The following is a 21,744-nucleotide window of genomic DNA, read 5'->3' as shown; positions in this document are numbered from 1 at the left end:
CGGCCTCGTGTGGGCAGTCGTCCCGCAGGGCGGGACGGGTGGTCCCAGGCCCTGTTGCCGGGCTCCCGGCCCCGCCCGCCCCCTGTACGGCCGCCGCGTCCGTCAGGCCCCCGGCCACTCCGGCGCGTCCGCCCCGGCCAGACCCGGGGGCCGGGTCCAGTTCGTCGGGCCGCCCTCGTACGAGACCGGCGACAGCGCGTGCCGCAGCCGCCCCAGCGGGCCGTCCGACTCGGTGACGTACCGCTCGGGCTCGTACCGCGGCAGCGCGGTCGTCAGCCAGTGGCCCGTCTGGGCGAGTGCCATGCGCACGAGCCGGCCGCCGCCCTCCGCGCGCTGCTCCGTCAGCGACCGCAGCACCGCCGCCGCGAGCAGATACCCCGTCCCGTGGTCCAGGGCCTGCGCCGGAAGGGTCCCCGGCTCCTCCGCCGAGCCCTCGGTCACGGCGATGCCCGTCGCCACCTGCACCAGGGAGTCGAAGCCGCGCCGCTCGCCCCACGGCCCGTAGTCGCCCCAGGCCGACAGCCGCGCGGTCACCAGGCCGGGCCGGTCGAGGCCGAACCGGTCGAGCGCGCCCGGCCGGTAGCCGGTGACCAAGACGTCCGCCGCGTCCAGGAGTTCGTCGAAGGTGCGCCGGTCCGACGGCCGCTCCAGATCGAGGGCCGCGGTCCGCTTCCCGACATTCGTGTCCGCGTGCTGGTCCGGCAGCTCGGGGTTGCCCGGCGGATCGATCCGCAGCACGTCCGCCCCGAGCAGCGCCAGCGTCCGCGTCGCGACGGGTCCGGCGATCACCCGGGTCAGATCGAGCACCCGGAGCGGACCCGAGCGGCGCCGCGGCGGGGCCTCGTCGAGCCGCTCCCGGGTCAGCAGCGGCCGGGCCGCCACCTCCCGGCCCTGCGGGTGCTCCGCCCACTCCGAGGGCGTGCGCAGGGCGACGGCCAGGCCCCCGGCCGCGTACACCGCGCTCTCGACCTCGACGGCCTTCCGCTCGCCGATGGCCCCGGCCACCGCCTCGACGGAGTCGGGGACACCCAGCGCCACGAGCAACGCGGCCCGGTGGTGCGGGTAATTGGCATGCGTACGGACCCAGCCGTCCGACGCCCGCCAGAACCGCGACAGCGGCGCGAAGCTCACCGGCGCCCGCCCGTCGACCCGCAGATGACGCTCGCTCACGAAGGCCGTGGCGACCGCCCCGTCGTCCACCCGCACCGGCCCCGGGAGCCCCGCGTGCTCCACCGCGGCGAGCGAGCAGACCGCGACCGCGGCCCGCGCCAGGTCCATCACCGGCAGCCGCGCGGGCAGCAGCCCGGAGGTCCCGCCGTACTCCACACGGTCCACCAGGGCGGGATCGCCGCCGAGAGCCGACCACAGCAACTCCGTACCGGAACGTGGTGTGTTGTCCATGACAGCACTATGGCACGGCACGTGGCACTCAGTGCCACGGCGTCATGCGAAAGGGCCCTGGTGCGGCACACCGCACCAGGGCCCCTCGCAGATGACTAGCGGCGGACAGCGTCCAGCGCGTCGATCAGACCGGCCCCGTAGAAGCCGTTCTTGTTCTTGCCACCCTCACAGACGGCGTCGATCTTGCCGTCCCCCTCGATGTCGTACGGGTTGGTGCAGGCGCGGTCGTCGGCCTGCGCGTACAGCAGCGCCTTGAGGGCCGCCGGGCTCGCGTAGGGGTGCGTCGACTTGATCAGCGCGAGGACGCCCGCCGCGTGCGGCGAGGCCATCGACGTGCCGGCCTTGTAGTTGTAGCCGCCGTTGACCGTGGTCGACAGGATGCGGCCGTTGACCGCCGGGGCGTCCGGGGTCTGGTACTCGGTGCGGTCACCGCCGGGGGCGGCGACGTCGATCACGCCGAGACCGTAGTTGGAGTAGGACGCCTTGAGGTCCTTGGCTCCGGTCGCGGAGACCGTGACGACGCCCGGCAGCATGGCCGGGTAGTCGAGGCACTCCTTCGGGTCGATGACCCGGTCGCCGGGCGTGGTGTCGTTCGGGCTGCTGTTGTCGACGATCGAGTCGGCAGCCAGGTCGAACTTGGAGTTGCCGGCCGCGGCGACGTTGACCGTGCCCTTCTTCTCCGCGTACCGGGTCGCACGGGTGACCGCCTCGATGAGGGCCTTCTGGTCCTCGTCGTTCTTGCAGGCGAACATCCACGGGTCGGTGTAGTAGCTGTTGTTCGTGATCTCGACGCCCTGCTCGGCCGCCCACATGAAGCCGCAGACCACGGCCTCGGTGTAGAAGAAGCCGTCCGGGGTCGACACCTTGATGCCCGAGACCTTGACGCCCGGGGCGACGCCGGTCATGCCGATGCCGTTCTTGGCGGCGGCGATCGTGCCGGCGACGTGCGTGCCGTGGTCGCTCTCGCCCGGGTTCGGACGCCACGAGCCGGCGGTGGTGTCCGGCTTGCCGGACACGCAGTTCGCGGAGGCCTTGACGTCGAAGTTCGGCGCCAGGTCCGGGTGTGTGTCGTCGACGCCCGTGTCGATGACGGCGACGGTCACGCGCTTGCTGCCCAGCGTCTTCTGGTGCGCCTTGTCCGCCTTGATGGCGGGCAGGTCCCACTGCAGGGGCTCCAGCGGGTCCTGCTCGTCCGTGGCCTTGGCCGCGGCGGCCTTGGCCTCGGCCGCGGACAGCGTCTGAGCGCCCTCGTCGACCGAGGTGTCGGTCTGGACGGAGAGCGGGGCGGTACGGGTCGAACCGGCCGACACCACGCCACGCGCCTGGCGGATCGTCTTCGCGAACTCGGGGTTCTGCGAGTGGACGACTATCACGCCTATCTTGTCGTACGAGATGACGACCTCTCCGCCGGCGGCGGCGATCGCCTTCTTCACCGAGGCGGCGGTCCAGCGGCCACCCGCGACGTTGACGACGTACGAGAGCTTCGGCCCGTTCGTCGCGGCGACGGCCGCAGCCGGAGCGTCACTCAGATCCGCGGCGGAGGCGGCGCCGGAGGGAAGGAAGCCGAGCGAGGCCGTGAGCGCGAGACCAGCAGGCAGAGCAAGAGCTCGGCCGCGCCTCGATCCCAGATGAGCCATGGGTTCTCCACATCATCCGTATGTACTGTCCGCGCGCGGGTTTACGCGCGGACAGGTGCATGACGAGTGAAGCTATCGCTGATCTTCCCGCCGCTTCAATGAGTTGAGAAGACTTCATGAAGATCCGTGCGAATAAATCCCTCGCGTGAACCACTTCGCTTCCGGCTCCGTGCCGTTGGACAGGGGAGGGGCTCCGATCGGCGCCCCCGTTCCCGCACCCCTGGTGAGGCCCCCTTGAGCATGCCGTCCGTCCCCGCGTCACGAGGAGATTCCGTGGCTACCGAAGCACCGCCGCCGCCCAGAAACGGAACGGACACCGACCACGGTCCGGTGTCGCCCACGACGGAGCAGTTCGTCGAGGTGCAGGAGGGCGAGGAGTTCGGCGAACTGCGCCGCACCTACCGCTCCTTCGCCTTCCCCCTCACCCTCGCCTTCATCGCCTGGTACCTGCTCTACGTGCTGCTTTCCAACTACGCGGGCGACTTCATGAGCACCAGGCTCTTCGGCAACATCAACGTGGCGCTGGTCCTGGGCCTCGGCCAGTTCCTGACCACCTTCCTCATCGCCTGGCTCTACTCGCGGCACGCCGCGAACAGCCTCGACCCCCGCGCCGAGGCCATCCGGAACCGTATGGAGGGCGACGCATGAGCTCCACCGTCCTGCTCGCGGCGGGCAACGCCACCAGCGAGCACCGGCCGCTGATCATCGCCCTGTTCGGCGCCTTCGTCGTGGCGACCCTGGTCATCACCGTCTGGGCCGGCCGCCAGACCCGCAGCACCGCCGACTTCTACGCCGGCGGCGGCCAGTTCACCGGCTTCCAGAACGGCCTCGCGATCTCCGGCGACTACATGTCCGCCGCGTCCTTCCTCGGCATCAGCGGCGCCATCGCCCTCTACGGCTACGACGGCTTCCTCTACTCGATCGGCTTCCTCGTCGCCTGGCTCGTCGCCCTGCTCCTGGTCGCCGAGCCCCTGCGCAACTCCGGCCGGTTCACGATGGGCGACGTCCTCGCCTACCGGATGCGCCAGCGCCCCGTCAGGACCGCCGCCGGCACCTCCACCATCGTCGTCTCGATCTTCTACCTGCTCGCGCAGATGGCGGGCGCGGGCGTGCTCGTCTCGCTGCTGCTCGGCATCACCAGCGACGGCGGCAAGATCGCGATCGTCGCCCTCGTCGGCGTCCTGATGATCGTGTACGTGACGATCGGCGGCATGAAGGGCACCACCTGGGTGCAGATGGTCAAGGCGGTCCTGCTCATCGCGGGCACCCTCCTGATCACCTTCCTCATCCTCCTCAAGTTCAACTTCAACATCTCCGAGCTGCTCGGCGCGGCCGCCACCAACAGCGGCAAGGGCGACGCCTTCCTGGACCCCGGCCTCAAGTACGGCGTCAGCGCCCTCTCGAAGCTGGACTTCCTCTCCCTCGGCATCGCGCTCGTCCTCGGCACGGCCGGCCTGCCGCACATCCTGATCCGCTTCTACACGGTGCCGACCGCCAAGGCCGCCCGTAAGTCGGTCAACTGGGCCATCGGCATCATCGGCGCCTTCTACCTGATGACGATCGTCCTCGGCTTCGGCGCCGCCGCCCTGCTCAGCGGCGACACCATCAAGGCGTCCAACAAGGCGGGCAACACGGCGGCCCCGCTCACCGCCCTGGAGGTCGGCGGCGGCGCCGGCTCCACCGGCGGCGCGATCCTCCTCGCCGTCATCTCCGCCGTCGCCTTCGCCACCATCCTCGCCGTGGTCGCCGGACTGACGCTGGCCTCCTCCTCGTCCTTCGCGCACGACATCTACGCGAACGTGATCAAGCGGGGGAAGGCCACAGAGAAGGAGGAGATGCGGGCCGCCCGCTGGTCCACCGTCCTCATCGGCATCGTCTCGATCGCACTCGGCGCCCTCGCCCGCGACCTCAACGTCGCCGGCCTGGTCGCCCTCGCCTTCGCGGTCGCCGCCTCGGCCAACCTGCCGACGATCCTCTACTCGCTCTTCTGGAAGCGGTTCACCACCCAGGGAGCGCTCTGGTCGATCTACGGCGGACTGATCTCCTCCGTCGTGCTCGTCCTCTTCTCGCCGGTCGTCTCCGGCGGACCGGCCTCGATGTTCAAGGGCGTGGACTTCCACTGGTTCCCGCTGGAGAACCCCGGCCTCGTCTCGATCCCGCTCGGCTTCCTCCTCGGCTGGCTCGGCTCGCTCCTCTCCAAGGAGGAGCCGGACGCCGGCAAGTACGCGGAGCTGGAGGTCAAGTCCCTCACCGGCGTCGGGGTGGCCGCCGCGGTCAAGCACTGACCGGAGCGCGACGTCTCGTGCACGGTCCGCAGCGATCCACCGGCCGCGTCGTAGGGTTCTACGACGCGGCCGCTCCGGTCCCGTGACAATCTGCCCCTGCTTCTTGTCGGTGGCCTCACGTAGGCTCGGCATCACACGCATCCGCAAGACGGGGAGGGGGCCCACAGTGCTCATCGACACCTACGGCAGGGTCGCCACCGACCTGCGCGTCTCGCTCACCGACCGGTGCAACCTGCGCTGCACGTACTGCATGCCGGAAGAGGGCCTGCAGTGGCTCGCGAAGCCGGATCTCCTCACCGACGACGAGATCGTCCGGCTGATCCGCATCGCCGTCACCGACCTCGGCGTCACCGAGGTCCGCTTCACGGGCGGCGAGCCGCTGCTCCGCCCCGGCCTCGTCGGGATCGTCGAGCGCTGCGCCGCCCTGGAGCCCCGCCCCCGCATGTCCCTCACGACGAACGGCATCGGGCTCAAGCGCACGGCCACCGCCCTCAAGGCCGCCGGCCTGGACCGGGTCAATGTCTCCCTGGACACCCTGCGCCCCGAGGTCTTCAAGACCCTCACCCGCCGCGACCGCCACCGCGACGTCCTCGACGGCATGGCCGCCGCGCGGGACGCCGGCCTCACCCCGGTGAAGGTCAACGCGGTCCTGATGCCCGGGCTCAACGCCGACGAGGCCCCCGACCTGCTCGCCTGGGCGATCGAGGAGGGTTACGAGCTCCGCTTCATCGAGCAGATGCCCCTCGACGCCCAGCACGGCTGGAAGCGCGACGGCATGATCACCGCAGGGGACATCCTGGAGTCCCTCCGCACCCGCTTCACCCTGACCGCCGAGGGCGCCGACGAGCGCGGCTCCGCCCCCGCCGAGCGCTGGGTCGTCGACGGCGGACCGCACACGGTGGGCGTCATCGCCTCCGTCACCCGCCCGTTCTGCCGAGCCTGCGACCGCACCCGGCTCACCGCCGACGGACAGGTGCGCACCTGCCTCTTCGCCACCGAGGAGACGGACCTGCGGGCCACGCTCCGCTCGGACGCGCCGGACGAGGAGGTCGCGCGGATCTGGAAGCAGGCCATGTGGGGCAAGAAGGCCGGCTCGGGCCTCGACGACCCGAGCTTCCTCCAGCCGGACCGCCCGATGTCGGCGATCGGCGGCTGAGACCGGGGCCTCAGCCCTCGGCCGGCTGCTCCCACTCGCTCAGCGGGACGACGTCCTTGAGGAAACCCCGTACCCCCAGGAACTGGGAGAGGTGCTCGCGGTGTTCTTCGCACGCGAGCCACGTCTTGCGCCGCTCGGGCGTGTGCAGCTTGGGGTTGTTCCACGCGAGGACCCAGACGGCGTCGACGCGGCAGCCCTTGGCGGAACAGATCGGCTTCTCTTCGCTCACCCGATCATTGTCCAGCAAGGGCGATGCCGGGCAGCCACGGGGGGAGCTGCCCGGCATCGGTCCGTCGCTCCGACGGGGGATGCGGAGCGCGTAGGCAGTATGTCACGGCACATGGGGTGCGGTGCACTGGAACGTCATGATTGATCTGAGCTTTTCTTGAGGTTTCCGGCCACTGTCCGTGATCAGTTCCGGCCGCCGTACGGAGCCTCCGCCCCGGCACCCTCCGCCGCCTCCGCCGTCCCCGCCGCGCCGAGCGCGGGACGCACCGGAGCCGGTACGAAGGTGGAGGGAAGGGACGGCGCCGACTCCCGCCCCGCGTTCGCGATGACCACGGCGATATAGGGGAGCAGGATCCCGAGGGCGAGCGCCACGATCGCCACGTGCCGTTCGACGTTCCACAGCACCGCCGCGGCGATCACGGAGAGCGTCCGGACCGTCATCGAGATGATGTACCGCCGCTGCCGTCCCCGGACGTCGTCGGTGAGCCCCTGCCGGGCCCCCGTGATCCGGAAGACCTCGGTTCCGCCGTTCTTCGGCATCGCCGTCCACCACCCACCGGTCGTGCCGGACCCTCCCCGGCCCGGACCTCACTCCACCGTACGCCCGGCCCTCCGCGCCGACGAGACCGGGGCACGGATGGAGGTGTCCGACATGCGCCGAATGGCGGGCGGACCGAGACTGGGCCCACGTGCGCAAAAGGAGGCGACGATGAGTTGGTTGTGGGCGATCATCGTGGGATTCGTCCTCGGCCTGATCGCGAAGGCGATCCTGCCGGGGAAGCAGCAGATCCCGCTCTGGCTGACGACCGTGTTCGGCATTCTGGGCAGCGTCCTCGGCAACGCGGTCGCGACCTGGATCGGCGTCAACGACACCAAGGGCATCGACTGGACCCGCCACCTGCTCCAGCTGATCGGCGCCGTCGCCGTGGTCGGGGTGGGCGACATGATCTGGGCCTCGATGAAGGGGAACAGACAGCGGGCGTGACACACCCGTGAAACCGGGAGGCCCGGTACGGCAGCTGAGCTGCCGTACCGGGCCTCTTCGGCGTGCGGGCGGATCAGCCCTCCGCGCCGGCGAACTCGATCGCCGCCAGGTTCTTCTTGCCGCGCCGCAGCACCAGCCAGCGGCCGTGCAGCAGCTCGTCCGCCGACACCTCGGCGTCCTCGGCGGTGACCTTCACGTTGTTCACGTACGCCCCGCCCTCCTTCACCGTGCGGCGAGCGCCCGACTTGCTCGGGGCGAGCCCGACCTCGGTGAACAGGTCGACGACCTGGCCGAGCTCGGTCACGCGCGCGTGCGGCAGCTCGGACAGTGCGGCGGCGAGCGTCGCCCCGTCCAGCTCGGCCAGGTCGCCCTGCCCGAACAGCGCCTTCGAGGCGTTGATGACGGCCGCGCACTGCTCCGCGCCGTGCACGAGCGTGGTGAGCTCCTCGGCGAGCGCCCGCTGGGCGGCGCGCGCCTGCGGCCGCTCGGCGGTCTGCGCCTCCAGCTCCTCCAGCTCCTCGCGGGACCTGAAGGAGAGGATCCGCATGTACGTCGAGATGTCGCGGTCGTCGACGTTCAGCCAGAACTGGTAGAACGCGTACGGCGTGGTCATCTCCGGGTCCAGCCAGACGGCCCCGCCCTCGGTCTTGCCGAACTTGGTGCCGTCCGCCTTGACCATCAGCGGCGTCGCGAGCGCGTGGACGTCCGCGCCCGGCTCCAGGCGGTGGATCAGGTCGAGACCGGCCACCAGGTTGCCCCACTGGTCCGAGCCGCCCTGCTGGAGGACGCAGCCGTAGCGGCGGTACAGCTCCAGGAAGTCCATGGCCTGGAGCAGCTGGTAGCTGAACTCCGTGTAGCTGATGCCCTGCTCGGACTCCAGGCGCCGGGCGACGGAGTCCTTGGTCAGCATCTTGTTGACCCGGAAGTGCTTGCCGATGTCCCGCAGGAACTCGATCGCCGAAAGCCCGGCGGTCCAGTCCAGGTTGTTCACCATGACCGCCGCGTTCTCCCCCTCGAAGGAGAGGAAGGGCTCGATCTGTGAGCGCAGCCGGTTCACCCAGTTCGCGACCGTCTCCGGGTCGTTCAGGGTGCGCTCGGCCGTCGGCCGCGGGTCACCGATCTGCCCGGTGGCCCCGCCGACCAGCGCCAGCGGCCGGTGCCCGGCCTGCTGGAGCCGGCGCACGGTGAGCACCTGGACCAGGTGGCCGACGTGGAGACTGGCCGCGGTCGGGTCGAAACCGCAATAGAACGTGACGGGGCCGTCCGCGAGAGCCTTGCGCAGTGCGTCCTCATCGGTGGACTGGGCGAAGAGCCCACGCCACTTCAGCTCGTCGACGATGTCCGTCACGACCGTCAGTCTCCTCAGGTTGTTGGTGGTACGACGCCTCAGTCTAGGCGGTGGGTCAGACCCCCTTGCTGACCGAGCTCATGTTGAAGTCCGGCACCCGCAGGGCGGGCATCGCGGCCCGGGTGAACCAGTCGCTCCACTCGCGCGGAAGCGTCTTCTCCGTCCGGCCCGCCTCCGAGGCCCGCGACAGCAGGTCCACCGGCGACTCGTTGAAGCGGAAGTTGTTCACCTCGCCGACGACCTCGCCGTTCTCGACGAGGTACACGCCGTCCCGGGTCAGCCCGGTCAGCAGCAGCGTCGCCGGGTCGACCTCGCGGATGTACCAGAGGCAGGTCAGCAGCAGGCCGCGCTCGGTCGAGGCGACCATCTCCTCCAGGGAGCGCTCGCCGCCGCCGTCCAGGATCAGGTTCCCCGCCCCGGGCGCCACGGGCAACCGAGTGAGTCCCGCGGTGTGCCGGGTGGTGATCAGGTGCGACAGGGCGCCCGCCTTCACCCAGTCGATCGGCCCGACCGGCAGACCGTTGTCGAAGACCGAGGAGTCGTCGCCGGACGAGTGCGCGATCACGAACGGCGCGGACTCCAGGCCCGGCTCGTTCGGGTCGCTGCGCAGGGTCAGCGGCAGCGGGGAGAGGGTCTCGCCGAGCCGGGTGCCGCCACCGGGCTTGGAGAAGACCGTACGGCCCTCCACCGCGTCCCGGGCCGTGGACGACCACAGCTGGTAGATCATCAGGTCGGCCACCGCCGTCGGCGGCAGCAGCGTCTCGTACCGCCCGGCGGGCAGCTCGATCCGCCGCTCCGCCCAGCCGAGCCGGGTCGCCAGCTCCGCGTCGAGCGCGGCAGGGTCGACGTCCTTGAAGTCCCGTGTCGAGCGCCCTGCCCAGGCGGAGCGCGACCGGTCGGGCGACTTGGCGTTGAGCTCCAGCGTCCCGTTGGGCTGGTCGTGCCGGAGCCGCAGCCCCGTCGACGTACCCAGGTAGGTCGAGGTCAGCTCGTGGTTGGCGAAGCCGTAGAGCTCACGGCCGCCCGCCAGGGCCCGGGCGAAGGCCTCGCCGAGCGCCGGGGCGAAGTCGGCGAAGACGGCGGAGGAGGTCTCGGCCGGGGCGTCCGTGAAGTCGGGGGAGGAGGGCACGCCCTCGACCAGCGGCTGCGCGTCCTCGGCGGGCCCGGCGGCCTTCGCGGCGGCCTCGGCGGCCCGGACCAGCGGCTCCAGGTCGTCGACGGTGACGGCCGACCGGGAGACGACACCGGAGGCGGTGCCCTGGGCGCCGTCGACGGTCGCGATGACGGTGAGGGTGCGTCCGCGGGTGACGCCGTTGGTGGTCAGCGCGTTCCCGGCCCAGCGCAGATTGGCCGAGGACTCCTCGTCGGCGATGACGACACACCCGTCGGCACGGGACAGCTCAAGCGCCCGCTCGACGATCTCGTACGGCTTGCTGACGCGGCTCATCGACCGGCCTCCTGCGTCGTGTTAAGGATGTTGACGCCCCGGAAGAGGGCGGAGGGGCAGCCGTGGGAGACCGCGGCGACCTGGCCCGGCTGGGCCTTGCCGCAGTTGAAGGCGCCGCCGAGGACGTACGTCTGCGGGCCGCCGACCTGCTCCATCGAGCCCCAGAAGTCGGTCGTCGTCGCCTGGTACGCCACGTCCCGCAGCTGTCCGGCGAGCCGGCCGTTCTCGATGCGGAAGAAGCGCTGCCCGGTGAACTGGAAGTTGTAGCGCTGCATGTCGATCGACCACGACCGGTCGCCGACCACGTAGATGCCCCGCTCGACCCCGCCGATCAGGTCCTCGGTCGACAGACCGCCCGGGTCCGGCTGCAGCGAGACGTTCGCCATCCGCTGCACCGGCACGTGCCCGGGGGAGTCCGCGAACGCGCAGCCGTTCGAGCGGCCGAGGCCCGTGAGCTTCGCGATCCGCCGGTCCAGCTGGTAGCCGACGAGCGTGCCGTCCTTCACCAGGTCCCAGGACTGCGCCTCGACGCCCTCGTCGTCGTAACCGATGGTCGCGAGCCCGTGCTCGGCGGTGCGGTCACCCGTCACGTTCATGATCGACGAGCCGTACGCCAGCTTGCCCAGCTGGTCGAAGGTGGCGAAGGAGGTGCCCGCGTAGGCCGCCTCGTAGCCGAGGGCCCGGTCCAGCTCGGTGGCGTGCCCGATCGACTCGTGGATCGTCAGCCAGAGGTTCGACGGGTCCACGACCAGGTCGTACCGCCCGGCCTCGACGCTCGGCGCCCGCATCTTCTCGGCGAGGAGCCCCGGGATCTCGTCCAGCTCCTTGTCCCAGTCCCAGCCGGTGCCCGTCAGGTACTCCCAGCCCCGCCCGACCGGCGGCGCGATCGTCCGCATCGAGTCGAACTCACCGGTCGTCCCGTCGACGGCGACCGCCGTGAACTGCGGGTGCAGCCGGACGCGCTGCTGGGTCGTGACCGTGCCCGCCGTGTCCGCATAGAACTTGTTCTCGTGGACGGTGAGCAGCGAGGCGTCCACGTGCGCCACGCCCTCCGCCCGCAGCAGCCGCGCGCTCCAGTCGGCGAGCAGCGCGCTCTTCTCCTCGGCGGGGACGGAGAAGGGGTCGATCTCGTACGAGGAGACCCAGGTGCGCTCCGAGTGCACCGGCTCCTCGGCCAGCTCCACGCGCTCGTCGGAGCCCGCCGCCGCGATCACCTTGGCCGACAGCTTCGCCATGGCGACCGCCTGCGAGGCGACCTTCGCCGCCCCGTCCATGGTCAGGTCGACCCCGGACGCGAAGCCCCAGGCCCCGCCGTGCACCACCCGCACCGCGTAGCCGAGGTCGGTGGTGTCCGAGGAACCGGACGGTTTGGCGTCCCGCAGCCGCCACGAGGCGCTGCGCACCCGCTCCAGGCGGAAGTCCGCGTGCTCGGCGCCGAGCGCACGCGCCCGGGCGAGCGCCGCGTCGGCGAGCGCCCGCAGGGGCAGCGCGACGAACGAAGGGTCGATCTGATGGACCACGAGCGGCCTCGCTCTCGGTGATCGGAAGACGGCGGTTGAGCTGTTCCGGAAGTCAATCATGGGAAAGGCGGCCGAGTGGGCCCATTACGAGCGCTCCCCACGGGCCGCTCCCCGGGCGCTCCCCGGCAGACCCGTACCCACTCCGAGCTGTAGGGATCCGACAGTGACGCCCCTACGCCACTGTCGGAGGTCGATTCCTCATGTCGGGAGCGATACCGATAGGTTTTCGGCTACCAGACCGCTATCGAAAGGGTGATCCGTTGAGCCGCTCGGTTCTCGTCACCGGAGGAAACCGGGGCATCGGCCTCGCCATCGCCCGCGCGTTCGCCGAGGCCGGCGACAAGGTCGCGATCACGTACCGCTCCGGCGAGCCCCCGGCCGCCCTGGTCGAGCTCGGCTGCCTGCCCGTCAAGTGCGACATCACCGACGGCGAGCAGGTGGAGCAGGCGTACAAGGAGATCGAGGAGAAGCACGGTCCGGTCGAGGTCCTCGTGGCCAACGCCGGCGTGACGAAGGACCAGCTCCTCATGCGCATGTCGGAGGAGGACTTCACGTCCGTCGTCGACACCAACCTGACCGGCACCTTCCGGGTCGTGAAGCGCGCCAACCGCGGCATGCTGCGGGCCAAGAAGGGCCGCGTCGTCCTGATCTCCTCGGTCGTCGGTCTGCTGGGCTCCGCGGGCCAGGCCAACTACGCCGCCTCCAAGGCCGGCCTGGTCGGCTTCGCCCGTTCCCTCGCGCGTGAGCTCGGCTCGCGCAACATCACGTTCAACGTCGTCGCCCCTGGTTTCGTCGACACCGACATGACCGCGGTCCTCACCGACGAGCAGCGCGCGGGCATCGTGTCCCAGGTGCCGCTGGGCCGTTACGCGCAGCCGGAGGAGATCGCCGCCGCGGTGAAGTTCCTCTCCTCCGACGACGCCTCGTACATCACTGGAGCCGTCATCCCGGTTGACGGCGGATTGGGCATGGGTCACTGATCACCATGAGCGGAATCCTCGAGGGCAAGCGCATCCTGATCACGGGTGTGCTGATGGAGTCCTCCATCGCCTTCCACACCGCGAAGCTGGCCCAGGAGCAGGGTGCGGAGATCATCCTCACCGCCTGGCCGCGGCCGACGCTGACCGAGCGCATCGCCAAGAAGCTGCCCCACCCCGACAAGGTCAAGGTGCTGGAGCTCGACGTCTCCAACGACGAGCACCTCGCCCGCCTGGAGGGCCAGGTCCGTGAGCACCTGGGCGACCGCCTCGACGGCATCGTCCACTCGATCGGCTTCGCTCCGCAGGACGCCCTCGGCGGCAACTTCCTCAACACGCCGTTCGAGTCCGTGGCCACCGCCATGCACGTCTCCGCCTTCTCCCTGAAGTCGCTGACGATGGCGCTGCTGCCGCTGATGAGCGAGGGCGGCTCCGTCGTCGGCCTCACCTTTGACGCGAAGTTCGCCTGGCCGCAGTACGACTGGATGGGCCCGGCCAAGGCCGCCCTGGAGGCCACCAGCCGCTACATGGCCCGTGACCTGGGCAAGCAGAACATCCGCTGCAACCTGATCTCGGCGGGCCCGATCGGTTCGATGGCCGCGAAGTCCATTCCGGGCTTCGGCGAGCTGGCCGCGGTGTGGGACAGCCGCTCCCCGCTGGAGTGGAAGCTCGAGGACCCGGAGCCGGCCGGCCGTGGCGTCGTGGCGCTGCTCTCCGACTGGTTCCCGAAGACGACCGGCGAGATCATCCACGTCGACGGCGGTCTGCACGCGATCGGCGCGTAAGCGCCCGCTCCGCGCCGCTGGGCAGAAGGCCCGCGCGTTCCCCCTCCGCAGGGGCGGACGCGCGGGCCTTTTCCGTGCCGGGGCGAGGCCCGCCGCCAGGGGCCGTCATCCGGCCCGCGACCAGGCCCGTCATCCGGCCCCCTGCCAAGGCCCGTCATCCGGCCCCCTGCCAAGGCCCGCGGTCAGGCCCTCGGCCAGGTCCCGATCCGGCCCGCGACCAGGCCCGATCGCTCCCGACTCGAAAAGTAGCGCGAATCACCCCAGACTGGGGCAGAGCGTGATGTTCTGCTGCTGACGGGGAGGAGGTACGGGCATGCGCGCGATACGTCACGGGCTCGGCGCGTTCGCCTCGGTCGCCGTTCTGCTCACCGGGATCGCCGTCGCCGCCGAGGTGCGAGCCGCTCCCGCCCCGGCCGAGGAGCTCCCCGCGGCCGCCCCGCCCGCGGACGAGCTGGAGAACTTCGGGGCGTCCTGCCGCACCGTCGTCCAGGGCTCCCGCGTCACCGCGTACTGCCAGAACCCGTACCCCGGCACCGACCGCGTCCGGCTTCACGTCGAGTGCGACCGCTGGTGGGACGTCGACACCGACAGCGCCCCCGTCGACGTCGGCCCCGCGGACTACGCCCAGATCTCCGGCCGCTGCTGGAAGGAGGTCCGGTCCGCCTGGGTCACGCACCAGCCGGCGGAGCCGGAACCGTCTCCGGCGCGGGAACCGGCTCCGGTACGGGGCTCTTGAGGCACATGAAGGGGTAGCCGGCCGCCTCCGTCCCGGCCCGCTCGGCGTCGCCCGCACGGATCGCGTCCACCAGGCGCGCGTGGTCCATGTGGTTCTCCGGCCGCAGCTCCTGCCCGACGTCGTCGCGCAGCCAGTCCCGCAGGAGATCGCCCAGGTCCGCGTAGAGCTCCGTCAGCACGTCGTTGCCCGAGGCGGCCACGACCGCGTGGTGGAAGGCCGCGTCGACCGTCACGAACCGCTCCGCGTCACCCGACTCCCACGCCTCCTCGCGGCGTGCGAGCAGCGCGTCGAGCTGCTTCAGGTCCCGCTCCGTGCGCCGCTCCGCCGCGAAGCGCGCGGCAGCGGACTCCAGGGTCGAGCGCAGCTCGGCGACGTGCCGGGGGTCGGAGCCGGCGAAACGCCGGTGCATGACGCCCGCCAGCTCGCTGGTGGCGACGACGTACGTCCCCGAGCCCTGGCGGATGTCGAGCAGTCCGTTGTGCGCGAGCGCCCGGACGGCCTCGCGCACGGTGTTGCGGGCCACGCCCAACTGCTCGACCAGCTCCGGCTCGGTCGGGATGCGCGAACCCACCGGCCACTCCCCGGAGGTGATCTGGTTCCGCAGCTCGGTGATCACCTGATCGGAGAGTCCTGCGCGCCGCGGATGACCGAGGGCCATGGAACACCTTCCATTCGTTCGAGATCGAACCGTTCGAGATTGGACAACCAATCATCCCATGATTCTATGATGACCCCATGCCTGACGAGCCGAAGACCCTCGACCCCGCACGACCGGCCACGACAACCGTTCCGGCGGCCACCACGGCCCCGCCCGGAGCCGCCGTCCCCGGCGATTCTCCCGCGGCGGGGCGGGCGCAGCGCTGGACCCTCGGCCTCGTCACCGTCGGCCTCGTCCTCGCCGCCCTGAACCTGCGCCCCGCCATCACCAGCCTCGGCGCCCTCCTCGAAGAGGTCAGCGCGGACCTCCACATGAGCGGCACCGTGGCCGGCGTCCTCACCTCGGTCCCCCCGCTCTGCTTCGCGATCTTCGGCATCACGGCCCCCCGCCTGGCGCGCCGCTTCGGCCCCGCCGCCGTCGTCTGCGCGGGCATGGCCGCGATCCTCACGGGCCTGATCCTGCGGCCCCTCGCCGGCGGCACCGTCGCCTTCCTCGCCGCCAGCGCCCTCGCCCTCATGGGCATCGCCGTCAGCAACGTCCTGATGCCGGTCATCGTCAAGCGGTACTTTCCCGACCGCATCGGCACCATGACCGGTCTCTACTCCATGGCCCTCGCCCTCGGCACCTCCGTCGCCGCGGCCGCGACCGTCCCGATGACCGCCGCCCTCGGCGGCGACTGGCGCATCGGCCTCGGCGTCTGGGCGGCCGTCGCCGCACTGGCCGTCCTGCCCTGGATCCCGCTCGTGCGCGACCGGGACCGCACCCCCGAACCGGCCAGGGCCACCACCGCGACGGAGGCCCCCGCGCCGCGCGTCACCCGCAGCCGCACCGCCTGGGCCCTCGGCTGCTTCTTCGGCCTCCAGGCCACCGGCGCCTACATCACGATGGGCTGGATGCCGCAGATCTTCCGCGACGCCGGCGTCCCCGCCTCCACCGCGGGCGTCCTCCTCGCCGTCACCATGGTCATGGGCGTCCCGCTCGCCTTCGTCATCCCCCGGCTCGCGACCCGGATGAAGACCCAGGGACCGATCGTCGTCGCGCTCGGCCTCTGCGGCCTCACCGGCTACACCGGCCTCTTCTTCGCCCCGGCCGCCGGAGCCTGGGTCTGGGCGGTCCTGCTCGGCGTCTCCAACTGCGCCTTCCCGCTCGCCCTCACCATGATCGGGATGCGCTCGCGGACCGGTGCCGGCGTCGTCCGCCTCTCCGCCTTCGCCCAGAGCGTCGGCTACCTCATCTCCATCCCCGGTCCCCTCCTCGTCGGCGTCCTCTACCAGCACAGCGGCGGCTGGGGACTGCCCATCGCCCTCATGGGCGGCCTGATGGTCCCGCAGATGGTCATCGGAACCCTCGCGGGGCGGGACCGGACGGTCGAGGACGAATGCTGAGATGCGAGACTGGTTCCATGCCAGTCCTCGAACCCAATCCCCAGAACGGCCAGAAGAAGCTGCTCATCGTGCTCGGCGCGATGCTCGGCATCACGGTGGTCATCGGTGTGATCGCCTCCATCGCCTCCCCGTGACCACCGGGGGTGGGGAAAACCCCCGCATCCCCTAGGGGGAGAGTGTCAGGGTGAAGTGGGTGGATCACCTGATGGGCCGGCGGACTCCCGATCCGTAGGTTGGAGACAACCGCCGCATACGCCGGCGCACGGTTCTCCCACCCCTCGGAGGCGGCCATGTCGGCCCGTACGGACACCAGCACCCGGCCCCTGCCGACCCACGTCGACACCCGGCTGCCCTGGTGGGCGCTCGCCCTCCCCGTGGCCGCTTTCGCCGCCCTGCTCCTGCTCATAGCGGGGCCGGGTGGGGCCCAGGCGACCGCTGACGACCCGGGGGTCGGCCGGGTCCTTCAGCAGCTCCAGCAAACGCTCGCTCCCTGAGTCACCGCAAGCCGTTCCGTGCGAAGCTGTGGACCATGAGCGTCGATACACCCCGCAGGATCGTGCTGCTCCGCCACGCCAAGGCCGACTGGAACCAGGAGTCCGACCACGAGCGTCCCCTCGCCGAGCGAGGCCGCACGGACGCCCCCGTCGCGGGCCGCAAGCTCGCCGAGACCGGCATCGGCTTCGACCTGGCCCTCTGCTCGACCGCCCTCAGAACCAGGGAGACCTGGAAGCTGGCCGTGCACGAACTGCCGCAGCGCCCCAAGACCGTGTACGAGGAGCGACTGTACGAGGCCTCGATCGGCGAGCTCATCGCCCTGCTCAACGAGACCCCGGAAGACGTCGACGACCTCCTCGTCATCGGCCACAACCCCGGGATGCACGGCCTCGCCGACGCCCTCGCCGGCGACGCGGAGGGCGATGCCCAGTCCCGTATGAACCGCAGCGGCTTCCCCACCTCCGCGTTCGCCGTACTCGCCTTCGACGGCTCCTGGAAGTCGGTCGAGCACCATGTCGCCCGGCTCGTGCACTTCTGGGCCCCGCACGACTGACGCGCCGCACTCCCGCTCCGTACGCGAAGGGGCCCTGCCGTCGGACGACGACCGGGCCCCTTCGCGTACGGGCGAACCGATGGCTCAGTGCAGCAGGTCCTCGCCGCCGTCGGCGACCTCGACCTCCTCGCGCGTGATCCCCAGCAGATAGAGCACGGTGTCCAGGAAGGGCACGTTCACCGCCGTGTCCGCGGCCTTGCGCACCACCGGCTTGGCGTTGAACGCCACCCCGAGGCCCGCCGCGTTCAGCATGTCCAGGTCGTTGGCCCCGTCGCCGATGGCCACGGTCTGCGCCAGCGGCACACCCGCCTCCGTGGCGAACCGGCGCAGCAGCCGCGCCTTGCCCGCACGGTCCACGATCTCGCCGGTCACCCGACCCGTGAGCTTGCCGTCCACGATCTCCAGCGTGTTGGCCGAGGCGAAGTCGAGCCCGAGCCGCTCCTTCAGATCGTCGGTGACCTGCGTGAACCCGCCGGAGACCACACCCACCTGGTAACCGAGCCGCTTGAGCGTACGGATCAGGGTCCGGGCCCCCGGCGTCAGCCGCACCTCCGCGCGGACCTTGTCGACCACCGAGGCGTCGAGCCCGGCGAGCAGCTCCACCCGCGCGTGCAGGGACTGCTCGAAGTCCAGCTCGCCGCGCATCGCGGCCGCCGTCACCTCGGCGACCTTGTCCTCGCAGCCGGCGTGCGCCGCGAAGAGCTCGATGACCTCGTCCTGGATCAGGGTCGAGTCGACGTCCATGACGACGAGCCGCTGGGCCCGCCGGTGCAGCCCGGCGGAGACCACGGCCACGTCGACCCCGATGGTGTGGGCCTCGGTCGCCAGGGCGGTCCGCAGCGGCTCGGTCTCGCAGCCCGAGACGGCGAACTCCACGGCCGTCACCGGATACTTCGCGAGGCGGAAGATACGGTCGATGTTGCCGCCCGATTCCGCGATCCTGGCCGCTATGGCCGCCGTCTGCTCCGCGGTGAGCGGGTTGCCGAGCACGGTGACGTGCGAGCGCCCCTCACCGCGCGGCCGGTTGTCACCCGTACCGGAGATGATCTCGGCCTGGAGCTTCAGGGACTCGGCCCAGCTGTGGACGGTCGCCCGCAGCTCGCCCTGTGAGGCGACGGTCGGCTCGGTGACGAGCGCGCACAGGACGAGCCGGCCGCGGGAGACGACCTGCTCGATGTCCACGACGTCGACGGAGTAGGCGGCGAGGGTGTCGAAGAGTCCGGCGGTGATCCCGGGACGGTCCTTGCCGAAGATCTTGACGAGAAGGGTGGGAACGTCTGAGGTCTGCGATGCGCTCATGGTGGTTCCACCGTATCGGGCACCGCGTGCCACCTGACCCCCCGTCCCGCCCAGCGGACACCCGAGTGGTCCTCGGCTTGCCTCGAAGGTCTTCACACGGCCCGACTTTCCGAGACGGGACCGGGCCTGAAATAGTTCCCCAGGATGATTCGCCATCCCTGGACTCCCGAACGCGGGGGTACATCGGGGGACAAGTAGTGGGGCTCGGAGTGCCAGAACTCGTACTGGAATTGAATGGAAGGACCTGGACGCTCGATCCGTCCAGGTCGTACACCCTCGGCCGCGATCCCCAGGGTGACCTGGTCATCGACGACGCCAGGGTCTCGTGGCGCCACGCCACCATCAGCTGGGGCGGCCGGAGTTGGGTCATCGAGGACCACGGCTCCACGAACGGCACGTTCGTCCAGGGGCAGCGGATCCACCAGATGGAAATCGGTCCCGGATCGGCCGTCAACCTCGGCAACGCGACCGACGGCCCCCGGCTGAATCTCGCCGCCTCCGGCGCGGCCGCCGTATCGCAGCAGCAGGCCCCGGCCCATCAGCCCGCCGCCGCGGCGCAGGCCGACTGGGCCACGCACCAGGCACCCCCGCAGCAGCAGGGCTGGCCGCAGCAGGGCGCACAGGGCGGACACGCCCCCGCGTACCAGCAGGTCCCGCACCAGCAGGTCCCGCACCAGCAGGGCCCGGCCGGGCACCCGGGGCAGGGCGGCCCCGTCGAGCAGCTCGCGCAGAAGGTTCCCGGCGGCGGACCCGCGGGGGCGTCGTCGGCCTATGCCGACCGCAGCCCCACCACGTTCCACGCGCTCAACCTCGGCCACGTCATGCGCATCGGCCGTGCCCTCGAGAACGAGCTGGTCGTCTCCGACCTCCAGGTCTCGCGGCACCACGCCGACTTCCACGCGACGCCCGACGGCCGCTTCGAGATCCGCGACCTCGGCTCGCACAACGGCACGTACGTCAACGGCCAGCCGATCCCGAAGGGCGGCTCGGCCGTCCTCGGCCCGCAGGACATCGTCGGCGTCGGCCACTCGACGTTTCGCATCGTCGGCGGCCAGCTCGAGGAGTTCGTCGACACCGGCTCCGTCTCCTTCTCGGCCCGCCACCTCACGGTCACGGTCGACGGCGGCAAGAAGATCCTCCAGGACGTCACCTTCGGCGTCCCCGAGAAGTCGCTCATCGGTGTCATCGGCCCGTCCGGCTCCGGTAAGTCCACGCTGCTCAAGGCGCTGACCGGCTACCGCCCGGCCAACGAGGGCGACGTCCTCTACGACAACCGAAGCCTCTACAAGCAGTTCGCCGAGCTGCGCCAGCGCATCGGTCTGGTCCCGCAGGACGACATCCTGCACAAGGAGCTGACCGTCGTGAAGGCGCTCCGCTACGCGGCCAAGCTCCGCTTCCCCGGCGACACCGCCGCGGCCGAGCGCGAGGCCCGTATCGACGAGGTCCTGCGCGAGCTCAAGCTCGACATCCACAAGGAGAAGAAGGTCACCTCCCTCTCCGGTGGCCAGCGCAAGCGTGTCTCCGTCGCCCTGGAGCTCCTCACCAAGCCGTCGCTGATCTTCCTGGACGAGCCGACCTCCGGCCTCGACCCGGGCATGGACCGCGATGTCATGCAGCTGCTGCGCGGCCTCGCCGACGACGGCCGCACGGTCCTCGTCGTCACCCACTCGGTGGCCGAGCTCGGCCTCTGCGACAAGCTGCTCGTCATGGCACCCGGCGGCTCCGTGGCGTACTTCGGCCCGCCGGAGGAGGCGCTGAACTTCTTCGGCTACTCCACCTGGGCCGACGTCTTCTCCGCCTTCGAGAACTACCGCGACTACGACTGGGCGGGCCGCTGGAAGGGCTCGCAGCACTACCAGATGTACGCCGCGGACATCGACGCCGTCGCGGCGCAGCCCGTCCAGATGCCGCAGCAGGCGATGGCCCGCCCGCCGAAGCCGCAGGGCTGGGGCTCCCAGCTGTGGACGCTGATCCGCCGCTACGTCTCGGTGATCGCCTCCGACAAGGGCTTCCTGGGCCTGATGGTGATCCTGCCGGCCGTCCTCGGCGCGGTCTCGGTCGTCATCCCGGCGGACTTCGGCCTCGGCTCGCCGACGCCGCCGTCCCGCTTCAATGGCGACGCGGGCACGATCATGCTGATCCTCGCGGTCGGCATGTGCTTCAGCGGCGCCGCCAACTCGGTCCGTGAACTGATCAAGGAGCGGGTCATCTACGAGAGGGAGCGCGCCACCGGCCTCTCCCGCTCGGCGTACCTGATGTCCAAGGTGATCGTCCTCGGCCTCATCACGGCCTTCCAGGGCGTCATCATCTGCGGCATCGGCTTCTCCACCCGCGCACTGCCGGCCGAGGGCCTCTTCATGCCCCCGGCCGTCGAGCTCTGCATCCAGGTGATCGCCCTCGGCCTCACCTCGATGATGTTCGGCCTGGTCATCTCCGCGCTCGTGAAGACCGCCGAGAAGACCATGCCGCTCCTCGTCATGTTCGCGATCATCCAGGTCGTCTTCACCGGCATCCTCTTCCAGGTGTACGGCTCGCCCGGCCTGGAGCAGTTCGCCTGGCTGATGCCCTCCCGCTGGGGCATCGCCGGCGCCGGCACCACCCTCGACCTGGCTCGCCTGATGCCGCCGTGGGATCACAAGAACCCCACCGACACCGACCCCCTGTGGGAGCACACGGTCGGCCAGTGGAGCCTGGACCTCGGCATCCAGCTCCTGATGGCGGTCGTCTGCTGCGTCGTCGTGGCGCGGCTGCTGCGCCGCCACGAGCCCGAGGTCATGCGCAAGTAAGCACCGAGGCAGTACGCCGAAGGGCGGCACCCCGCGCAGGGGGTGCCGCCCTTCGGCGTACAG

The 21,744-nt window shown here is 70.9% G+C and carries 21 protein-coding genes; 12 read left to right on the top strand and 9 right to left on the bottom strand.

Going from position 1 to position 21,744, the window contains the following annotated elements; genetic code table 11:
* Nucleotides 1-102: 102 nt before the first annotated feature.
* Nucleotides 103-1,401, bottom strand: coding sequence for a CoA transferase (locus IE124_RS06165; RefSeq protein WP_189505638.1), 1,299 nt, complete (start codon nucleotides 1,399-1,401; stop codon nucleotides 103-105).
* A gap of 95 nt (nucleotides 1,402-1,496) precedes the next feature.
* On the bottom strand, nucleotides 1,497-3,038 hold the full coding sequence (locus IE124_RS06160) for a S8 family peptidase (RefSeq protein ID WP_189505636.1): 1,542 nt from the start codon (nucleotides 3,036-3,038) through the stop codon (nucleotides 1,497-1,499).
* A gap of 273 nt (nucleotides 3,039-3,311) precedes the next feature.
* On the opposite strand from IE124_RS06160, the gene IE124_RS06155 reads away from it, so the two are divergent.
* The 3 genes from IE124_RS06155 (at nucleotide 3,312) to moaA (ending at nucleotide 6,479) form a co-directional block, all read left to right on the top strand.
* On the top strand, nucleotides 3,312-3,686 hold the full coding sequence (locus tag IE124_RS06155) for a DUF485 domain-containing protein (protein WP_189505635.1): 375 nt from the start codon (nucleotides 3,312-3,314) through the stop codon (nucleotides 3,684-3,686).
* Complete coding sequence (locus IE124_RS06150) at nucleotides 3,683-5,323, top strand: monocarboxylic acid transporter (protein WP_189505633.1); 1,641 nt, start codon at nucleotides 3,683-3,685, stop codon at nucleotides 5,321-5,323. Before IE124_RS06155 ends, IE124_RS06150 begins: the two co-directional genes overlap by 4 nt.
* 166 nt (nucleotides 5,324-5,489) lie before the next feature.
* On the top strand, nucleotides 5,490-6,479 hold the full coding sequence (moaA, locus tag IE124_RS06145) for a GTP 3',8-cyclase MoaA (protein ID WP_150271586.1): 990 nt from the start codon (nucleotides 5,490-5,492) through the stop codon (nucleotides 6,477-6,479).
* 10 nt (nucleotides 6,480-6,489) lie between these two features.
* Here the strand turns inward: moaA and IE124_RS06140 are convergent, their stop codons facing one another.
* Nucleotides 6,490-6,708, bottom strand: a complete 219-nt coding sequence (locus tag IE124_RS06140; RefSeq protein WP_189505631.1) for a hypothetical protein — start codon at nucleotides 6,706-6,708, stop codon at nucleotides 6,490-6,492.
* A 182-nt stretch (nucleotides 6,709-6,890) separates the two neighbouring features.
* Entirely contained in the window at nucleotides 6,891-7,247 is a 357-nt protein-coding gene (locus tag IE124_RS06135) for a DUF3099 domain-containing protein (protein ID WP_189505629.1), read from the bottom strand.
* Between the two features lie 169 nt (nucleotides 7,248-7,416).
* On the opposite strand from IE124_RS06135, the gene IE124_RS06130 reads away from it, so the two are divergent.
* On the top strand, nucleotides 7,417-7,692 hold the full coding sequence (locus tag IE124_RS06130; protein WP_189505627.1) for a GlsB/YeaQ/YmgE family stress response membrane protein: 276 nt from the start codon (nucleotides 7,417-7,419) through the stop codon (nucleotides 7,690-7,692).
* 73 nt (nucleotides 7,693-7,765) lie between these two features.
* On the opposite strand, the gene tyrS is transcribed toward IE124_RS06130, so the two are convergent.
* Genes tyrS through IE124_RS06115 form a run of 3 tightly spaced genes read right to left on the bottom strand, consistent with a single transcriptional unit; the run spans nucleotide 7,766 to nucleotide 12,007 of the window.
* Nucleotides 7,766-9,040: a tyrosine--tRNA ligase gene (tyrS, locus tag IE124_RS06125; protein WP_189505626.1), complete on the bottom strand. Its 1,275-nt coding sequence runs from the start codon at nucleotides 9,038-9,040 to the stop codon at nucleotides 7,766-7,768.
* A gap of 55 nt (nucleotides 9,041-9,095) precedes the next feature.
* On the bottom strand, nucleotides 9,096-10,487 hold the full coding sequence (locus tag IE124_RS06120) for a metallopeptidase TldD-related protein (RefSeq protein ID WP_189505625.1): 1,392 nt from the start codon (nucleotides 10,485-10,487) through the stop codon (nucleotides 9,096-9,098).
* Entirely contained in the window at nucleotides 10,484-12,007 is a 1,524-nt protein-coding gene (locus IE124_RS06115; RefSeq protein WP_189505624.1) for a TldD/PmbA family protein, read from the bottom strand. Before IE124_RS06115 ends, IE124_RS06120 begins: the two co-directional genes overlap by 4 nt.
* Nucleotides 12,008-12,267: 260 nt before the next feature.
* On the opposite strand from IE124_RS06115, the gene fabG reads away from it, so the two are divergent.
* The 3 genes from fabG (at nucleotide 12,268) to IE124_RS06100 (ending at nucleotide 14,505) form a co-directional block, all read left to right on the top strand.
* On the top strand, nucleotides 12,268-12,987 hold the full coding sequence (gene fabG, locus IE124_RS06110) for a 3-oxoacyl-[acyl-carrier-protein] reductase (RefSeq protein ID WP_189505623.1): 720 nt from the start codon (nucleotides 12,268-12,270) through the stop codon (nucleotides 12,985-12,987).
* A 5-nt stretch (nucleotides 12,988-12,992) separates the two neighbouring features.
* Nucleotides 12,993-13,769 (top strand): enoyl-ACP reductase FabI, encoded by a 777-nt coding sequence (fabI, locus tag IE124_RS06105; RefSeq protein ID WP_150271599.1) that lies wholly within the window; start codon nucleotides 12,993-12,995, stop codon nucleotides 13,767-13,769.
* Between the two features lie 313 nt (nucleotides 13,770-14,082).
* On the top strand, nucleotides 14,083-14,505 hold the full coding sequence (locus tag IE124_RS06100) for a hypothetical protein (RefSeq protein ID WP_189505622.1): 423 nt from the start codon (nucleotides 14,083-14,085) through the stop codon (nucleotides 14,503-14,505).
* Here the strand turns inward: IE124_RS06100 and IE124_RS06095 are convergent.
* Nucleotides 14,438-15,163, bottom strand: a complete 726-nt coding sequence (locus tag IE124_RS06095) for a FadR/GntR family transcriptional regulator (RefSeq protein ID WP_189505621.1) — start codon at nucleotides 15,161-15,163, stop codon at nucleotides 14,438-14,440. The genes IE124_RS06100 and IE124_RS06095 overlap by 68 nt on opposite strands.
* Before the next feature lie 77 nt (nucleotides 15,164-15,240).
* On the opposite strand from IE124_RS06095, the gene IE124_RS06090 reads away from it, so the two are divergent.
* The 4 genes from IE124_RS06090 to IE124_RS06080 all read left to right on the top strand — a co-directional run bounded on the left by IE124_RS06090 (nucleotide 15,241) and on the right by IE124_RS06080 (nucleotide 17,596).
* Nucleotides 15,241-16,548, top strand: a complete 1,308-nt coding sequence (locus tag IE124_RS06090) for a CynX/NimT family MFS transporter (protein WP_189505619.1) — start codon at nucleotides 15,241-15,243, stop codon at nucleotides 16,546-16,548.
* A 17-nt stretch (nucleotides 16,549-16,565) separates the two neighbouring features.
* Nucleotides 16,566-16,682, top strand: coding sequence for an SGM_5486 family transporter-associated protein (locus IE124_RS35295; RefSeq protein ID WP_268246706.1), 117 nt, complete (start codon nucleotides 16,566-16,568; stop codon nucleotides 16,680-16,682).
* A gap of 156 nt (nucleotides 16,683-16,838) precedes the next feature.
* Nucleotides 16,839-17,042, top strand: a complete 204-nt coding sequence (locus IE124_RS06085; RefSeq protein WP_189505617.1) for a hypothetical protein — start codon at nucleotides 16,839-16,841, stop codon at nucleotides 17,040-17,042.
* Between the two features lie 35 nt (nucleotides 17,043-17,077).
* Nucleotides 17,078-17,596: a SixA phosphatase family protein gene (locus IE124_RS06080; protein WP_189505615.1), complete on the top strand. Its 519-nt coding sequence runs from the start codon at nucleotides 17,078-17,080 to the stop codon at nucleotides 17,594-17,596.
* Between the two features lie 84 nt (nucleotides 17,597-17,680).
* Here the strand turns inward: IE124_RS06080 and serB are convergent, their stop codons facing one another.
* Nucleotides 17,681-18,895, bottom strand: a complete 1,215-nt coding sequence (gene serB / locus IE124_RS06075; protein ID WP_189505613.1) for a phosphoserine phosphatase SerB — start codon at nucleotides 18,893-18,895, stop codon at nucleotides 17,681-17,683.
* A 197-nt stretch (nucleotides 18,896-19,092) separates the two neighbouring features.
* Between serB and IE124_RS06070 the strand changes: the two genes are divergently transcribed.
* Nucleotides 19,093-21,681 carry an FHA domain-containing protein gene (locus IE124_RS06070; protein ID WP_189505611.1) on the top strand — a complete coding sequence of 863 codons (2,589 nt, stop codon included), beginning with the start codon at nucleotides 19,093-19,095 and terminating at the stop codon, nucleotides 21,679-21,681.
* Nucleotides 21,682-21,744: the final 63 nt, after the last annotated feature.

Origin of the sequence: Streptomyces narbonensis (assembly GCF_014649015.1) — a bacterium.
GTDB classification, from domain to species: domain Bacteria; phylum Actinomycetota; class Actinomycetes; order Streptomycetales; family Streptomycetaceae; genus Streptomyces; species Streptomyces narbonensis.
This window is presented reverse-complemented; position numbering and strand designations above follow the sequence as displayed.

Bases quoted from the DNA above. Each gene is read 5' to 3' on its own strand.
- fabI (WP_150271599.1), top strand. From the start codon at position 12,993: ATGAGCGGAATCCTCGAGGGCAAGCGCATCCTGATCACGGGTGTGCTG.
- IE124_RS06080 (WP_189505615.1), top strand. From the start codon at position 17,078: ATGAGCGTCGATACACCCCGCAGGATCGTGCTGCTCCGCCACGCCAAG.
- IE124_RS06090 (WP_189505619.1), top strand. From the start codon at position 15,241: ATGCCTGACGAGCCGAAGACCCTCGACCCCGCACGACCGGCCACGACA.
- IE124_RS06100 (WP_189505622.1), top strand. From the start codon at position 14,083: ATGCGCGCGATACGTCACGGGCTCGGCGCGTTCGCCTCGGTCGCCGTT.
- IE124_RS06160 (WP_189505636.1), bottom strand. From the start codon at position 3,038: ATGGCTCATCTGGGATCGAGGCGCGGCCGAGCTCTTGCTCTGCCTGCT.
- IE124_RS06165 (WP_189505638.1), bottom strand. From the start codon at position 1,401: ATGGACAACACACCACGTTCCGGTACGGAGTTGCTGTGGTCGGCTCTC.
- IE124_RS06135 (WP_189505629.1), bottom strand. From the start codon at position 7,247: ATGCCGAAGAACGGCGGAACCGAGGTCTTCCGGATCACGGGGGCCCGG.
- IE124_RS06085 (WP_189505617.1), top strand. From the start codon at position 16,839: ATGTCGGCCCGTACGGACACCAGCACCCGGCCCCTGCCGACCCACGTC.
- IE124_RS06095 (WP_189505621.1), bottom strand. From the start codon at position 15,163: ATGGCCCTCGGTCATCCGCGGCGCGCAGGACTCTCCGATCAGGTGATC.
- serB (WP_189505613.1), bottom strand. From the start codon at position 18,895: ATGAGCGCATCGCAGACCTCAGACGTTCCCACCCTTCTCGTCAAGATC.
- IE124_RS06120 (WP_189505625.1), bottom strand. From the start codon at position 10,487: ATGAGCCGCGTCAGCAAGCCGTACGAGATCGTCGAGCGGGCGCTTGAG.
- IE124_RS06130 (WP_189505627.1), top strand. From the start codon at position 7,417: ATGAGTTGGTTGTGGGCGATCATCGTGGGATTCGTCCTCGGCCTGATC.
- IE124_RS06150 (WP_189505633.1), top strand. From the start codon at position 3,683: ATGAGCTCCACCGTCCTGCTCGCGGCGGGCAACGCCACCAGCGAGCAC.
- IE124_RS35295 (WP_268246706.1), top strand. From the start codon at position 16,566: ATGCCAGTCCTCGAACCCAATCCCCAGAACGGCCAGAAGAAGCTGCTC.